Origin of the sequence: Methylorubrum pseudosasae, from assembly GCF_029504475.1 — a bacterium.
GTDB classification, from domain to species: domain Bacteria; phylum Pseudomonadota; class Alphaproteobacteria; order Rhizobiales; family Beijerinckiaceae; genus Methylobacterium; species Methylobacterium extorquens.
The window spans coordinates 1,557,207-1,570,695 of the sequence record NZ_JAQGDU010000002.1 but is presented as its reverse complement, the minus strand read 5'-3'; the positions used below and the strand labels follow the sequence as shown (position 1 = coordinate 1,570,695).

Below are 13,489 nucleotides of genomic sequence, written 5' to 3'. Positions count from 1 at the left end.
CGTCAGGAGTTGGGAAGGGAGAGGCGCCGGAAGAAGCGCCCATGCCGCTGGATAACGCGCGAGGCGGTCGCGAGGTCTGTCGCGGCACGCGCGAGCTGCATGCGCACGGTGCGGTCCTGCACGCGCGCCTCGCCGATCAGTGCGCGCGCCGCCCGGTCGAGATCATCCGAGCCTGCAGCGGCCAGCGCCTCGCGCGCCCGACCGATCAGCGGGGCGAGGCCGCGGACCTCGCTCAACGGACGCAGTTGCGCGTGGGCCCGCGCGGCGGCGGCCTCCAACTGCGCCACGGCGAAGGCGTGGTGCAGGCTCGCCCGGCGCACCGCGCCGCTGCCGGAATTCCAGGCCGAGAACTGGAACAGTCGGTCGGCATTGAGGCTGGTGCGCGTGGTGGCGTCGCCGCCCTCCCCCGCCAGCGCTTCGGCGAGGTCCCTACGGGCCTCTTCGAGGGCGAAGGCACGGTGCTGCGAGGCCGAGATCGGCAGGACGAGGCGGATCGTCAGGAACAGGATCACCGCCGCGAAGACGACCAGCAGTGCGTTCACGAGGAAGGTCTGCGGATCGTAGGATTGCGGGTTCTCCGGCGCCAGCAGCACCGGCGTGAACACGAGGGTGATGAACCCGATGGTGAAGCTCGGCGGGTGGAGCGACACGAGGCAGCCGAAGAAGACCGGCGGGGCCATGGCGATGGCGAGCAGGGGAAAGCCCTGGTTGCCGTTGAGCACCACGAACAGGATGAACCCGGCGCAGAGGGCGGCGAGCGGCATCCCGATCAGGACGCCTTGCGCGAACTTGCGCGGATCGGGCGTGACCGAAGACAGCGAGCAGGTCGCCGCGACCTGAACCAGGGCGAAGGAGGATTGCGGCAGCCCGAGCAGGATGAACAGGCCGGCGGCGAGGCCGAACGCGATCATCACGCGCAACGCCGCCCGCAGGGCGACCTGAAAGTCGCGATGGGTCGGCAGGGCGATGTGGCGTAGGGGCTCGTGGCCGTCCGACAGGGCGCGGACCCCGTCCTCGGCGAAGGTCGCGGCGTTGACGACGTCCAGGGCGCGCTGGAGCGCCACGATCTCGTCGAGGGTGGCGCCGGCATCGCACATCCCTGCATCCACGAGGTCGCGCAGGCGCGCGCCGTCGCGGGCAAGCGCTTCGGTGGATGATCCGTCCCCCTCCGAGACCGCGCGCAGGGCGAGCGCCTGCGCTTCCCGCACCCGCGGGCCGGGTTCGGGGATGCGGCTCATCGCGGCCGTGAGCGCCCGGCTCGCCGCAGCCAGGACGTAGAGCGCAGCGAGGGCGCTGCGGGCGCCCGCGGCGCGATGCACGCCGTCGTCGAGTTCGCCCGCGATAGCGCTGGCATCGCCCCGCATCGGCGCGATCTGCTGGATCAGCGCGGCGGTGCGCTCGGGGCCGGGATCGCCCTGTGTCAGGCTCTCGCGGGCAAAGGCCTTGGCCGCTGCATGGGCCGCGGCGAGGCGCGGCAGCAGGGCTTTCCAGGTGCTCGGCGAGGCGAGCGCATCGTTGATGAAGGTGATTGCGACGATGCCGACGGCCATCGCCGCGACGCGGCCGATGGCGGCATCGAACACCGTCTGCGGCGCATCGATATGCGCAACCGCGATGATCGCCACGGTGTAGCCGGAGAGCATCGCCCCGTAGGCGCGGGTATCCTGCAGGAATTGCGCGACGAAGACGCAGAGGCCGAGCCAGCAGGCAAAGCTGACGAGCAGGAGCACCCGGTCCTGCCCGAACAGGGCGATCAGCACGATGCCGACGATGCCGCCGACGACCGTGCCGAGGAACCGGTAGCCGGCCTTCGACAGGGCTTGGCCGCGCTTGGGCTGGGCGAGGATGGCGACGCAGACCGCGGCCGACGAGGCGCTGTCGAGCTGGAGCCAGAACGCGGCGTAGAGCGCCAGCATCATGGCGAGCCAGATCCGGATGGCGAAGGCCCAGGCGGCGGGTTGGGGCACCCAACGGTCGAGGGTGTCGATCAGGCGCTCGCCGAAGCCGGCGCCGCCGGTCTGCTGCGCCGCCCCGCTCACCGCACCGTCTCGAGGCCGGGCGCTAACTCTTGCCGCTGGTCCCGGGCCTGGCGCGCGACCCGCATCTGCCACAGGCACAGCAGCGGCGTGACGACGAGTTCGAGACTGAGCGCCGCCAGCATGGTCAGCGACGGCACGCCGGTCAACGAAAGCCCGAGTAGTCGCGCCAGCCCGCCGAGCACCACGACGAGGGTGAGGAAGCGGAACAGCCGCGACTTGTCCTCGATGCCGGGCACGCAGGTGAAGAACAGGATGCCGATGCCGGTCAGCAGGCCCGACAGGTAGCGGAAATGGCTATCGGCCGAGACGTTGACCGGCGTGCCGCCGCCGATGCCGTCGATGCCGAACAGGACGCCGTAGAGTCCCGCCAGAACGGGGACGATGGCGACGACCGCCACCGTGCGCTGCAGGAAGCGGCGTTCACGCTCCATATCGGTAAGGCTTTCGTCTTCGCTTTCATGCGCTCCCGCGCAGAGCTGGAATCCGCTTCGGCTCGGGAGCCCGTCGAAACAGGTCGGCGGGGCAACACGCTCGCCGCCGTTCGGTTCACCCGGTGCCGGTTCGATCGTCGGTCAAGGCGATCCTCGGCCGCGTCAGGCCTTCTGTTCCTTCAGGCGCTTGACGCACTTGCTGTAATATTGCGGCCATTTCGGCCCCTGGGCCGTCTTCTCGGTGGCGGACAGGGCGCGCCACTCGGCGCCGCACTTCTTCTGCCGCTCGCGCGCGGCGGATTGGGCCACGCTCGGCTCCTTCGCCGTCTGCTCCTTGGCCGTCTCCTTGGCCGTCTCCTTGGCGCTCGGCGCGTTCCAGGCTTCCTTGGCCGTTGCGGCCTGGGCGAGGAGGAGCGGCGCGGCCAGCAGGGCGGCGGCGAGGAGACGAGTGAACATCGGGCGACTCCGGTGGGTTGGATTCGGCGGCTTGGCCGTCCACGCCGCATCACAGCCGCATCGGGGGCCAAAGAGCAAGCGCTCTCCACAACTTGCGCACGATCGCCCTGGTGATGCTTGGGCCTCAATCGCCGGCGCCCACCTCCGCGGGCTCAAGCTTCCGCTCCGCTCGACGGGCTTCCAGAACTGAAGTTCTGGAAGTCCCCGCTGCGCGCGGCGCTCTTCGCGCCGCAAAGCTGCCATGCGGCTTCGAGCAGCGGCCCTGCCTGGAGCTTGGCCTTCGGCTTGAGCCGTCGGGCCGTTCCGCGCTACCTCGTGAAGTGAGGATGGGCGCGGGCCCGCTTTTCCGGGATGCCAGCATGGCGGTCACGACGGCGCAGCCGATCGAACTCTACACCTGGAGCACGCCGAACGGGTGGAAGATCCCGATCATGCTCGAAGAGTGCGGTCTGCCCTACCGGGTCGTGCCGGTGAATATCGGCAAGGGCGAGCAGATGGCGCCCGACTTTCTCAGCATCTCTCCCAACAACAAGATCCCGGCGATCGTCGATCCGGATGGGCCGGGCGGCACGCCGATCTCGGTGTTCGAGTCAGGCGCGATCCTGCAATATCTCGGGCGCAAGACCGGCTGCCTCTATCCGAGCGACGAGCGCGCTCGCACCGCGGTGGACGAGTGGCTGTTCTGGCAGGTCGGCGGCCTCGGGCCCATGCTGGGGCAGGCCCACCATTTCCGCATCTACGCGCAAGAGAAGATCCCCTACGCCATCGATCGGTTCACGGAGGAAGCCAAACGCCTCTACGGCGTCCTCGACCGGCGGCTTGCCGACCACGAATATCTCGCCGACGCGTACTCGATCGCTGATATCGCCGCGCTGACCTGGGCGAAGTTCCACGGCAAGCAAGGCATCGCGATTGAGGATCTGCCGAACGTCCGCCGCTGGCTCGATGCGCTGCTCGCCCGGCCGGCGGTCCAGCGCGGCCTCACCGCGATCTGACGCGGGGGCATCCGGCCGGTCCGAGACCGGACGTCCAAGAGGAGTTTGTCCGCGGGCCGGCCCACCTGCCGGGGAGCTTCAGGCCGGCCCGCGGGCCCGCCCTGGCGCCGGATTAGAGGCGAGGACAGGCTCCCCAATCTCGCCGACGATTGATGCTGCTTTGTGTCCGCCGGCGGCCGCGCTCCGCCGTGATGGGGGCGTCTGCCGTCGCGTGCGGTGTCCTCGTCGGTGCGCTGAGGTGTCTTCCCCGCGGGGACGTGCAGCGTCGGGAGCCGCCCTCGGAGGGGTGCTGCCAGCGCTCGCGTCGTATCCGGCGCTGATGTCCCGCCCGATGCGGACAGCCCTTTCGCATCGCCGGTCGTAAGCCGTTGCCGACGAACGATTTTACTCATCAAGCATTCGTCAGCACGAAAATCTGAAGGCTTGGCGGCAAATTCCCGCTTGACGGTCTGCCAATACGGACGCAGTCTACATTCGTGCTTCGCGATCGCAAGCACATCGGCCAGTAACCGCGTGGTCTTTGCGTGGTTTGTTGGTGAAAGCTGGAGGAGACAGGGATGACTCCACCGCAGCATGAAGCCGCAACGATAGTCTGAGAACCCGTTCGGTCTCGGACTGAGTGGCCCGCCACGAACACCGGACGGAAGCGGATCCTTAGGGGCGCAGAAGCGGCCGACACGGCACGACTTCGAACACGCATCAGCCCCACCTGCGGACCGCTTCCGCCGCGGTTTTTATGATCAGTGCGAAGGTTTTCACCGTGCCAGCCGCCGAGGCTCGCGCGGATTTCAGCGCGGGCCGTGCTGTTGAAGCGAAGCCGTTCGGCTCGCAACGACGGTGGGGGTTGGCCGCTCCGTCATTGCGAGATTTCGGCGGCGCTCCGTGCGCTTTCGGCCGGCTTACTTGCCCGACAACAGCGGCGACCAGGTCGGGTCCGAGGCGAAGGACGGGGTGGGTACCGGCTGCTCCACCTTGCCGGTGATGTCGACCATGTAGAGCTTGCCGCCGCCCTGGCCGCCGGGATCGCGGAAGAACATCACGTACTGGCCGTTCGGCGCGAAGGTCGGGCTCTCGTTGTGGAAGCCCTCGGTCAGCACCCGCTCGCCCGAACCGTCGGGCTTCATCACGCAGATGGCAAAGCCCCCCTTGCGCTGCCGGGTGAAGGCGATGAGGTCGCCGCGGGGCGACCAAGCCGGCTGCGAGGCCGAGCCTTCGCCGAAGGAGAGCCGGCGCGGGTTCGAGCCGTCGGCGCCCATCACGTAGATCTGCTGCGAGCCGCCGCGGTCGGACTCGAACACGATCTGGCTGCCGTCCGGCGCGTAGCTCGGTGAGGTGTCGATCGCCAGTCCCTGCGTGACCGGCGTCTGCGCCTTCGAGGCGATATCGACGGTGACGATGTCGGCGTTGCCGCCCTGCTGCACGCTCATCACGAGGCGGCGCCCGTCCGGCGAGAAGCGCGGGCTCGCGCTCATCGAGGCGAAGTTGCCGACCGTCTGACGCTTGCCGGTCTCCAGATCGATCATCTGGACCTTGGGCTGCTGGCCCGGCGCCTGGGTCATGAAGGCGATGTCCTGCCCCGCCGGCGAGTAGCGCGGCGCCACCACCGAGACGTCGCCGCCCCCGGTCAGCGCGCGGACATTGGCGCCGTCCTGATCCATCACCATCAGGCGCTTGCGGCGGTTCTCCTTCGGGCCGGACTCATCGACAAAAGCGACGCGGCTGTCGAACCACGGTCCGAGGCCGGTGACCTTGGTGTAGACCGCGTCCGACACGAGATGCCCGGTGCGGCGCGCATTGGCGACGTCGGTGCCGTATTGCTGACCCGTGATCTGCTGGCCCGAGGCCACGTCCCATAGGCGGAAGGCGACGGTGAGCCGGCCCGAGGCGTCGCGCCCGACCCGGCCGGTCACCAGCGCCTGGACGCCCGCGCCCTTCCACGCCTCGAAGTTCGGCGCCGCATCGAAGCTCGGGTTCTCGGGGAAGCGCCCCTTCTCCAGCGGCGTGAAGTAGCCGGAGCGGCGCAGATTGTTCGTGATCACGCTGGCGACCAGCGTGCCGAGGCTGGCGTCACCGGCGAAGTCGGCGACGGCGATCGGCATCGGCTGGAAGGCGCCGCTGCCGATGCGGAGCTGCAGCTGCGCCCGCGCCGGTGTCGCGGCAGGCAGCGCCAGGGCGAGGACGCCGAGCGCGGCCGTGAGCGCCGGCAGGAGGGTGCGCCGGGTGAAGGCTGTTCCAGGCATGGGACAAGTCCAGGTCGTTCGGGGAATGCGAGACAGAAAGGCCGATGACGCGGTGGATCGGCGGGTCGAGCCGGCGGATCACACGGGCGAGAACTCGAACTCGGCGTTGATGGCCTTCCAGTCGTTGTAATACGGCGCGTACTGGGCCGGAATCTTAAAGGGTGCGCAGCGCCGCACTGCCCGCAGCGCTGCCTGGGCGATCGACTGATCGACCGAGTTGTTGCCCGCGCGCATGACCCGCGGCTCGGTGGTGAGCGATCCGTCCGGGTTGAGGCGGATGTCGAGCATCGGCAGCACCACGCCCTGCGTCGCGCCGGGCGGCGCCGAGTAGCAGCGCTCAATCTGCTGCTGCAGCATCCCGACGAGGGCGCCGCGCAACGACGGCGACAGGCGCTGGGCGGTGCCGGAGGCCGTGCCGAGCGAGGCCGTGCGCTGCACTTCGCGGCCGGTCGAGCCGGTCGATTGCGAGGCGGCGCGGGTTTGCGTCTCGCGGCTGTCGCCCGGGCTGGTCCTGTTGGCGAGTTCCGCCTGCTGGCGCGCCTTGGCCTCGGCATCGGCCTTCGCCCTTGCGTCGGCCATCGCCTTGGCCTTGGCTTTCGCGGCGGCTTCGGCTTTTGCCTTCGCATCGGCGTCCGCCTTGGCTTTGGCTTCGGCGACCTGCTTGCGGTGCTCGGCCTCCGCCTCGGCTTTTGCAGCCGCTTCGGCCTTGGCTTTCGCTTCGGCTTCCGCCTCGGCCCTAGCTTCCGCTTTCGCCTTGGCTTCCGCCTCGGCCTTGGCCTCCGCTTTTGCCTTGGCGTCGGCCTTCGCCTTGGCCTCGGCGCGGGCCTTGGCCTTCGCCTCGGCGGCCTTGGCCGCGGCTTCGGCCTCCGCCTGTTCGTGCTCGACCAGCTTCTGCAATTCCTCGCGCTTCTCGGCCTCCGCCTTTGCGGCGGCCGCCTTCGCCTCGGCCGCCTTGGCAGCCTCCGCCTTCGCCGCTTCGGCTTTCGCGGCGGCATCCGCCTTCGCTTTGACCTCGGCCTTGGCCTTCGCCTCGGCGGCTTTGGCTGCGGCCGCCTTCTCGGCTTCAGCTTTTGCGGCTTCCGCCTTGGCCGCGGCGGCCTCCGCCTCTTCCTTCACCGGATCGGCGGTGTCGGCCCGCAGCGGCATCGCATCGACGGCGGCGAGCCGGGTGTCGGCGGTGCGGGTGGGCGCGGCCGGGGCGTCGGTCTTGGCGTTCTCGGGCTCGCGCTGCTCCTGCTTTTCCGCCACGCGATCAGCGCGGTTCGGCTTGTTCTCGGGCTTTTCCGCGTTGAGCTCGCCACGGGTCAATTCAGAGAATTGCTGCTCGGTCAGCACCTCGACCGGCACGCCTTCCTCCCCTTCCGGCAGGACCGGCGCGGCGACGACGAACAGGGCGGCGCCCAGCACGACGGCATGGACCGCAGCCGAGATCCAGACGCCGGGTTCGCGGTTTCGAAAAGACTCGGTGAGGGAAGTGGGCCAGCGCAGAGCCACGGTGCCTTGCTCCGCTAATTCGCTTCCGGCTCGGTGACGAGGGCGACCTTCTTGAAGCCGCCGCCGGTCACGATCGCCATCACCTGGGCCACGCGCCCGTAATCGACGCGCTTGTCGCCGCGCACGAACACCCGCTCCTCGGTGCCGGTCTTGGAGGTCTGCATGAGCTGGGGCACGATATCGTCGTCCTTCAGCTCGACCTCACCGAGATAGACCTCGCCCGTGCGGCGGATCGAGATCGTGATCGGCTTGACGTCGGAATTGAGCGGGCTCGCCTTCGATTGCGGCAGGTCGAGGGGTACGCCGACCGTCATCATCGGGGCCGCGACCATGAAGACGATCAGCAGCACCAGCACGACGTCGATGAACGGCGTCATGTTGATTTCGTTGATGGCGCCGTGTCCGCGCCGTCCGCGGCGGCGGCGCTTGCCGCCGCCCTGTGCCGCGCCGTGCGTCATGCCCATCGATTTAGCTCCCGCTCTCGATCTGCTTCAGGCGCTCAGGCGGCGACCGAGAGGCGCTCGTCGATCTGCCGCGACAGGATCGCCGAGAACTCGTCGGCGAAGCCTTCGAGCCGCGATTGCGACTTCGCCACAGTGGCTTGAAGCTTGTTGTAGGCGAGCACCGCGGGAATCGCCGCGAACAGGCCGATGGCGGTGGCGAACAGGGCCTCGGCAATGCCGGGCGCCACGACGGCGAGCGAGGTATTCTTCGAGGCCGCGATCGAGGTGAAGGCGGTCATGATGCCCCAGACCGTGCCGAACAGGCCGATATAGGGGCCGGCCGAGCCGATCGAGGCGAGGAACAGGAGGCGGGAATCGAGCCGTTCGACCTCGCGCTGGATCGTGACGTCGAGCACCTTGTCGATGCGCTGCGACAGCGAGTGGATCTGCCGGCCCGAACCTTCGAAGGAGCGCTTCCACTCCCGCATGGCGGCGACGAACAGCGCGCCGAGGCCGGTGGGCTGGCGGTCGTTGAAGGAGCGGTACAGCTCCTCCAGCGAGCGGCCGGACCAGAACGCCTCCTCGAAGGCGTCCATCTCGGCTTCCGTGCGGCGGAACAGCAGCGTCTTGTCGACAATGATCGACCAGCACCAGATCGAGGCGCCGAGCAGGCCCACCATCACGAGCTTCACGACGAAGTGGGCCTGCCAGAACAGGCCGAACAGGCTCATGTCTGCGACGGGCGCGGCCTGCATGGCATCGGCTGGAGTCATCGAACGATCCTCGCGTCGTCAGGGCCGCGCCGAGGCGCACCGGACTGCCGACTGATCCATTGAGCGATAGGGTTTGAGATCACTCGGGAATCTGTCGAAAGTAAGGGTCGGGGTCAGTCAGGCTCCACCCGTTCCGCGGTGCCATGCGAGCCGTCCCATGCCTGATTCTAAGCCTGTGGCATGGTTAAGAAATCGTTGTCGCAGCCGCGCTGCGCCGGCTTCGAGAAACGCTCGGTGAAGACTGTCGAAGCCGGTGAGCGCATCTGAGATCGGCAAAAAACCTGAAATAGACCTGCGCGGCATTTTTTTACTTGGCCGCCTTATGGCAACGAATGTTTACTTTTGTTGTGTCCTTCATCGTTCTTAAACCAACATATGTAAGGCTATGTCTCGTCGAAACGGGCCGCTTCGGCCCCCAAGCGAGCAGGTGTTTTTTCCCATGATTCTCCGGCGACGGGCATCCCAAGCGGCCGCGCTACAGCCGCGGGAGCATGCAAACACACTTGCCGTTGATTACGCGGCCGTTCTGAACGCGCTCCCGGTCAACGTTCTCGTCCTCCATCCGACGGAGGCGACCATCACCTTCGCGAACCAACGCAGCATCGAAACACTTCGCAGTCTGCGCGAGCATCTGCCGGCCTCCGTCAATCCGGATGCGATGGTGGGCCTCACCATGGACGTGTTCCATAAGAACCCGGCGCACCAGCGGAGCATCGTCGCCGATCCGGCGCGCCTACCCTGGCGCACCAAGATCCGGCTCGGACCGAAGACGCTCGACCTTCACGTCTCCCCGGTCCGCGACACGGCCGGCCGCTACATTGCTGCCGTGTTGTCCTGGGCCGACGTGACGCCGTTCACCGAATCCATCGCCAGCTTCGACGCCGCCGTCCGAACCGCTCTCGGTGAGGCCACCGCGGCCACGGGCGCGATGCGCGGGGCGGCCGAGCGGGTCCTCTCGGCAACCGATGCGACCTCCCGCGCGGCGGACAGCGCCGCCACCGGCGCGACCGACACGACGGTGAACGTCCAATCCGTCGCCGCCGCCGTCGAGGAACTGACCGCCTCGAACGGCGAGATCACCCGGCAGGTCAACCGTTCCAGCGCGGCGACTGGACAGGCGGTGAATGAGGCAGGCGCGGCCATGGAGAGCGTCAAGGCGCTTTCCGAAACGTCGCAACGCATCGGCGAGGTCGTCGGGCTCATCAGCTCGATCGCCAGCCAGACCAACCTGCTCGCGCTCAACGCCACCATCGAGGCGGCCCGGGCCGGCGAGGCCGGACGGGGCTTCGCCGTGGTCGCAACCGAGGTCAAGGTGCTCGCCGGCCAGACCGCGCGGGCCACCGGCGAGATCGCTCAGCATATCGGGCTGATCCAGGCGGCGACCGCCCAGACGGTTGCGGCCATTGAGCGGATTTCCGGGGTGATCCGCGGCCTCGACGACGGCGCCACCACCATCGCCGCCGCGGTCGAGGAGCAGTCGGCTACGGCCGGCGAGATCAGCCGGAGCGCCCGCGAGGCGGCCGATCGCACCGGGCTCGTCGGGGGCAGCATCGCCCAGGTCGCCACCACGGCCGAGACCTCGGCCGGCTCGGCCCGCTCGGTCCTTTCCGCGACGACGATCCTGGACCAGCAGATGGACCAGGTGACGCGGGCGGTTCAGGAATTCCTGGTCGAGGTCAGGCGGATCTGAGACCGGCCGGCGTCAGGGCGCGGCGCAGTCCTTCGGGCAGGCGGATCGCGCGTCCGTCCCTGACGCAGGCGACCACGACGTCGGCACGCACCAGCACCTCGTCCCCGCGGCGCACCTCCTGGGCGAGGTGCATCGAGGCGCCGCGCAACTCGCTCGACCGGGTGTGAACCTCGATCCAATCGTCCATGCGGGCGGGCTTGAGGAAGTCGAGGGTCATCTTCCGCACGACGAAGACGAGCCCTGTGCCCTCCGCGTGCATCTCGGACTGGTCGCCCGCGAGCGTGCGCAGGAGTTCGGTGCGGCCCCGCTCCATGAAGCGCAGGTAGCTCGCGTGATAGACGAAGCCCGAGAAATCGGTGTCCTCGTAGTAGATGCGCAGCGGAAGGCGGTGCGCATCGGCGCCTGTGGTCGGATCCATGGACGTCCGGGTTCGTGGGGATCCCGTCATTTAGCGGGTCTCGTCATGGGTGGCGAGAGGTCGGGCGGCGCCCTTTCCGGCGGGCCGGCTCGGCATCGGCAACGCTGCCTCGAACGGCAAGGGCCGCCCCTTTCGAGGGCGGCCCTGCACGGCAGTCGGGTTCGGGTCGATCAGCCGCCGATGCGGTTCGCGAGGGTGGCCGAGTGGGCGTGCTCGTCGGCGATGTAGGGCAGCGCCTCGTTGGCGAAGGTGCGGCCGGCGGCGCTGTCGCCGTTGCGGGCATAGGTGCCGTAGAGCGCGAGCGTGCGGGCATCCGAGCGTGCCTGACCGCTGACATAGGCCCGGTCGAAGTCGCGAGCCGAGCGTGCCGAACGCAGGCGCTCGAGGCGCTGCTGGCCGTTCGGGCCGAGGGCGACGCGACGGCCGGGCTCGCCCGGGCTGTTGTCGATCAGGCCGACGCCGCCGAGCACGCCGCCGACGATGCCGGTGCCGATGTTCGCGGCCAGCGTCACTGGGGCCAGCACCACGCCGATCGGGTTGTCGAGGCGGGTGGGGATACCCTGCTGGTCGGAGACGACGCGCCCGCTGGCGGTCAGCGATGTGCCCTCGGGCAGCAACGCGCGGGTGGTGGCCTGACGCTCGACCAGAATCCGGTTGGCGTAGTTGCGCACATGCGGATTGCGGGAGCGCTCCAGGGCGATCCGGCTGGCTTCGATGCTGGTGGCATCCGAGCGCAGGGCCTCGGCGCGGAAGTCGCGGGTATCGGTTCCGGCGCGCCCGATCGGTGCGTCGCCGCCGATGCGCAGCGGCAGGGCGTCCTGAGCCAGGGCGGGTGTGGCGAGGGCAGCGACGGACAGGCCGAGGGCGGCCAGGACGGTCGTCTTCATGGCGGAGGGTTCCTTGAAGGTCGTGCTGGAATCGTTCGTTGGGCCGGCGCTCCCGAAGAGCGTGGTCGGGCCCTCAACTTGTGCGATGCACGCCTGTTCCGCATACCGCCGGTCACGCCATCGAGAACCACGGATGCGCCGGATTGCCGCTGGAAGGGTCGACAGATCTTAACTAAATCGTTTTGTAACAATGGTTTGCTGTCGATTGGCGTCGTGCTGACGGCCGCTGATACAGTCTAAAATGATTAAAATCCGCCGACGCTTTCGTCGATTATGACGCAGATGATATGTGCTCGATGCATGCCTCAGCGCTCCGCGTTCTGGTCTCCAAGCTCGACCACGACGATCTCCGGCGGCACGCCGAAGCGCACCGGCGCGATGCTCGTGCCGAGCCCGATCAGCACCGTCCGTCGCGTGACGGAAACGGGGCTTCGGCCCTCACGCATCCGGGTCGTCGCTGCCGCCGAACAGGCCGAACTGCGAGCCGGGATCGCGCCGCGGTTCGGCAAAGCCCATGTGCCGGAAGGCGTGCGGCGTCAGCACCCGCCCGCGCGGGGTGCGCTGCACGAAGCCTTTCTGGATCAGGTAGGGCTCGATGATGTCCTCGATCGCGTCGCGCGGCTCGGAGAGGGCCGCAGCGATGGTCTCGATCCCGACCGGGCCCCCGCCGAACGAGGCGGCGATCAGGGTGAGATACTTGCGGTCCATCACGTCGAGGCCGACGGGATCGACGTCGAGCATCTGCAGCGCCCGGTCAGCGATGGCGCGGCTCACCGTCGTCGCGTCCTCGACGATGGCGAAGTCGCGCACCCGGCGCAGCAGGCGCCCGGCGATGCGCGGGGTGCCGCGGGCCCGCTTGGCGATCTCGTTGGCGCCCTCCTCCGACATGCCGAGGCCGAGCACCCGCGCGCCGCGGCGGACGATGAGTTCCAGTTCGTCGATCTCGTAGAATTCGAGGCGGATCGGGATGCCGAAGCGGTCGCGCAGCGGCGTGGTGAGCAGACCCGCGCGGGTGGTGGCGCCGACGAGGGTAAATTTCGGCAGCTCGATCTTCACCGAGCGGGCGGCCGGGCCTTCGCCGATGATGAGGTCGAGCTGGTAATCCTCCATCGCGGGATAGAGGATCTCTTCCACCGCTGGGTTGAGGCGGTGGATCTCGTCGATGAACAGGACGTCGCGCTCCTCCAGATTGGTGAGCTGCGCCGCCAGATCGCCGGCCTTGGCGATCACCGGGCCGGAGGTCGAGCGGAAATTGACGCCGAGTTCACGGGCGACGATCTGCGCCAGCGTGGTCTTGCCGAGGCCCGGCGGTCCGACGAACAGGACGTGATCGAGGGCCTGGCCGGTCTTCTTGGCCGCCTCGATGAAGATCTGCATGTTGGCGCGCGCCGCCCGCTGCCCGATGAACTCGGAGAGGCTCAAGGGGCGGATCGACTGGTCGGCGTCGTCCGGCCGGCGCTCGGGGCTCAGCAGGGTCTTGCCGGGCTTGGAGGTCTTGTCTTCGCTCACGGGGGTCTCGCGGGGCGTCGGCCGAATGGCTCTCGCAAAACGCCCGCTGCGCTGTCGCCCCGAGGGGAAACGGCCGGCGGCGGGGCGTCTCGTGAGGGATTCCAACCTCGCGTT

At 68.7% G+C, this 13,489-nt stretch carries 13 protein-coding genes; 2 read left to right on the top strand and 11 right to left on the bottom strand.

Annotated features, from left to right (window positions below; translation table 11 throughout):
- Positions 1-2: 2 nt before the first annotated feature.
- From M2437_RS08310 to M2437_RS08300, 3 genes are all read right to left on the bottom strand, one after another.
- Positions 3-2,039, bottom strand: coding sequence for an FUSC family protein (locus M2437_RS08310; RefSeq protein ID WP_253387098.1), 2,037 nt, complete (start codon positions 2,037-2,039; stop codon positions 3-5).
- On the bottom strand, positions 2,036-2,470 hold the full coding sequence (locus tag M2437_RS08305) for a DUF4345 domain-containing protein (RefSeq protein WP_253387097.1): 435 nt from the start codon (positions 2,468-2,470) through the stop codon (positions 2,036-2,038). Before M2437_RS08305 ends, M2437_RS08310 begins: the two co-directional genes overlap by 4 nt.
- Positions 2,471-2,632: 162 nt before the next feature.
- Positions 2,633-2,926, bottom strand: a complete 294-nt coding sequence (locus M2437_RS08300; RefSeq protein ID WP_253387096.1) for a hypothetical protein — start codon at positions 2,924-2,926, stop codon at positions 2,633-2,635.
- Positions 2,927-3,285: 359 nt separating this feature from the next.
- Here M2437_RS08300 and M2437_RS08295 point away from each other — a divergent pair, with 359 nt between their 5' ends.
- Positions 3,286-3,921, top strand: coding sequence for a glutathione S-transferase N-terminal domain-containing protein (locus M2437_RS08295; RefSeq protein WP_012255801.1), 636 nt, complete (start codon positions 3,286-3,288; stop codon positions 3,919-3,921).
- Positions 3,922-4,820: 899 nt separating this feature from the next.
- Here the strand turns inward: M2437_RS08295 and tolB are convergent.
- The 4 genes from tolB to tolQ form a co-directional block, all read right to left on the bottom strand.
- Entirely contained in the window at positions 4,821-6,161 is a 1,341-nt protein-coding gene (gene tolB / locus M2437_RS08290) for a Tol-Pal system beta propeller repeat protein TolB (RefSeq protein WP_003602805.1), read from the bottom strand.
- A gap of 78 nt (positions 6,162-6,239) precedes the next feature.
- Complete coding sequence (gene tolA / locus M2437_RS08285; protein ID WP_253387095.1) at positions 6,240-7,655, bottom strand: cell envelope integrity protein TolA; 1,416 nt, start codon at positions 7,653-7,655, stop codon at positions 6,240-6,242.
- Between the two features lie 14 nt (positions 7,656-7,669).
- Positions 7,670-8,119 (bottom strand): ExbD/TolR family protein, encoded by a 450-nt coding sequence (locus M2437_RS08280; RefSeq protein WP_003602809.1) that lies wholly within the window; start codon positions 8,117-8,119, stop codon positions 7,670-7,672.
- 35 nt (positions 8,120-8,154) lie between these two features.
- Positions 8,155-8,871 (bottom strand): protein TolQ, encoded by a 717-nt coding sequence (gene tolQ, locus M2437_RS08275; protein ID WP_003602810.1) that lies wholly within the window; start codon positions 8,869-8,871, stop codon positions 8,155-8,157.
- 658 nt (positions 8,872-9,529) lie between these two features.
- On the opposite strand from tolQ, the gene M2437_RS08270 reads away from it, so the two are divergent.
- Positions 9,530-10,561: a methyl-accepting chemotaxis protein gene (locus M2437_RS08270; RefSeq protein WP_253387094.1), complete on the top strand. Its 1,032-nt coding sequence runs from the start codon at positions 9,530-9,532 to the stop codon at positions 10,559-10,561.
- Here the strand turns inward: M2437_RS08270 and ybgC are convergent.
- From ybgC to ruvB, 4 genes are all read right to left on the bottom strand, one after another.
- A complete protein-coding gene (gene ybgC, locus M2437_RS08265) occupies positions 10,548-10,979 on the bottom strand; it encodes a tol-pal system-associated acyl-CoA thioesterase (RefSeq protein ID WP_041358313.1) in 432 nt (143 codons plus the stop codon). The genes M2437_RS08270 and ybgC overlap by 14 nt on opposite strands.
- Positions 10,980-11,149: 170 nt before the next feature.
- Positions 11,150-11,866: a DUF4142 domain-containing protein gene (locus M2437_RS08260; protein WP_056464146.1), complete on the bottom strand. Its 717-nt coding sequence runs from the start codon at positions 11,864-11,866 to the stop codon at positions 11,150-11,152.
- A 305-nt stretch (positions 11,867-12,171) separates the two neighbouring features.
- Positions 12,172-12,312 carry a hypothetical protein gene (locus tag M2437_RS08255; RefSeq protein WP_253389698.1) on the bottom strand — a complete coding sequence of 47 codons (141 nt, stop codon included), beginning with the start codon at positions 12,310-12,312 and terminating at the stop codon, positions 12,172-12,174.
- Complete coding sequence (ruvB, locus tag M2437_RS08250) at positions 12,305-13,375, bottom strand: Holliday junction branch migration DNA helicase RuvB (protein ID WP_012255808.1); 1,071 nt, start codon at positions 13,373-13,375, stop codon at positions 12,305-12,307. The genes M2437_RS08255 and ruvB overlap by 8 nt, the downstream gene beginning before the upstream one ends.
- Between the last annotated feature and the right edge of the window lie 114 nt (positions 13,376-13,489).